Origin of the sequence: Infirmifilum sp. (assembly GCF_049970975.1) — an archaeon.
Lineage (GTDB): Archaea > Thermoproteota > Thermoprotei > Thermofilales > Thermofilaceae > Thermofilum > Thermofilum uzonense.
Genome location: NZ_JBMFLX010000204.1, coordinates 1 through 1,654, shown reverse-complemented (window position 1 = coordinate 1,654; position 1,654 = coordinate 1). Strand labels below are relative to the sequence as shown.

General features: G+C 53.4%; 1 protein-coding gene. It reads right to left on the bottom strand.

The features are described 5' to 3' along the window. Positions 1-14: 14 nt before the first annotated feature. Entirely contained in the window at positions 15-1,472 is a 1,458-nt protein-coding gene (locus ACP5KC_RS10560; protein WP_428287570.1) for an MFS transporter, read from the bottom strand. Positions 1,473-1,654 lie beyond the last annotated feature (182 nt).

Genomic DNA, 1,654 nt, shown 5'->3' with positions numbered 1-1,654 from the left:
AGTTCCAGGTGAAGCTACCTAATACTTGACTTAACCCTGCTGAACGAGAATATCGCCGCTGAGAGGTTAACTATCCCGAGGATGCGGAACGTCTCTCCTATGGCTAAAGCCAAATACCTACGTCCACTGTCCAGGGTTGCCTGGTCTAGCTCGGCTGATATCAGGAGTTTCGTTATAAGGCTATATGATAGCCTGCTAGACAAGAGCAGGACCGAGATGTTTAGGCTCAGCGTGAGGCCCAGGTTGAATAAGACATTCCTGAGTGCTGAGGCTATCCCCCTCCTGTGCTCGGGGACAGAGGACATTATCGCGCTGTTGTTGGGCGAGATGAAGAGGCCGTTCCCAGCTCCTAGGAGTGCAGATCCAAGCGCGAAGACATGGTAAGGCGTAGACAGGGTGAGGCCGGAGAGTATGAACAGCGCGGCACTTCCTATTAGTAGGCCTGCAATGGAGAAGTACACGTATCCGTACTTGTCCGAGAGCTTCCCGCTCAACAGGCTGAAGACGAGGAAGGAAAGCTCGTAGGGAAGAATGAGTAGACCGGTGCCAGCCGCGGAGACGCCCTTCCCGACCTCAAAGTACAGCGTGAATAAGAGCATCACGGAGCCGAAGGCTATAGCGTTGAGGAACTGTGCTATGACCCCGCCCGTAAAGCCCCATACCCGGAAGAGCCTAAGGTCTAGCAGGGGGTGCCTTGATCTTAGCTCCCACAACCCGAAGACTACTAGTGAGACTAGAGACGAGGACAACAAGATGTTCACTATCCTCCTATACGACAAGCCGTATGCCTCAAAGGTTAGCGCCAACAGGATAGACACCATGAAGGCCGTGAAAGCTAGGAAGCCTGGCCAGTCCATCTTCTTGGCCTCGACAGGCCTGTACGTCTCCCTTAGAGCCTTTAACCCCCACCAGGATGCTAGAAGGCCCACGGGGACGTTTATCCAGAAGATATATCTCCAGTCGAAGAGTCCTATGATGAGTCCTCCAAGCGTCAAGCCAAGGAGCGAGCCGATCCTGAAGGCCAGAGAGTTTATGCTCAATGCAAAGGCGAGAGGGCCCCCCGCAGCGGCATCCGTAACAATTGCCGCGCTAACAGTCCCCAGTATACCTCCCCCAAGCCCTTGAAGGAAACGTGTAGAGATAAGCATCTCCGGGGAGGTCGATGTCCCGGCTAGAAGGGAACCGATCGTGAAGACCAGGAATCCCGCGACGTAGAGCTTTACCCGGCCGTAGAGGTCTGCCAGACGACCCACGAGCAGCAGCATCAACGTGCTCCCTAGCATGTATGCCTGGGTGAACCATAGTGCCTGCTCTATGTCAGCGTGGAGCGCCTTAGCCACAGCGTCTAAGCCCACCACTACTATGCGTGTGTCTAGCCCGGCCATGAATGCGCCTATAGTAGTTACGGAGAGCACTGTCCAAAGGTACTTCCTATCAACAGCTCCGGGCTTGCGTGTCTGTACTGCCTCCATTAAGGTCGTTTTCCCGCTATGCCGGCAGACAGTATAAAGTTTATTATATATAGTTAAAATAAAAATTGTTGGGCCTTAAAGAAACTATGGAGGAGCCTAAGACCCCTCCGGCTACCAACATATATGCTATACTCCTCTGTTCCCAGACCCGTAGCCGTTACGAGTTAAACTAGGGTACAACG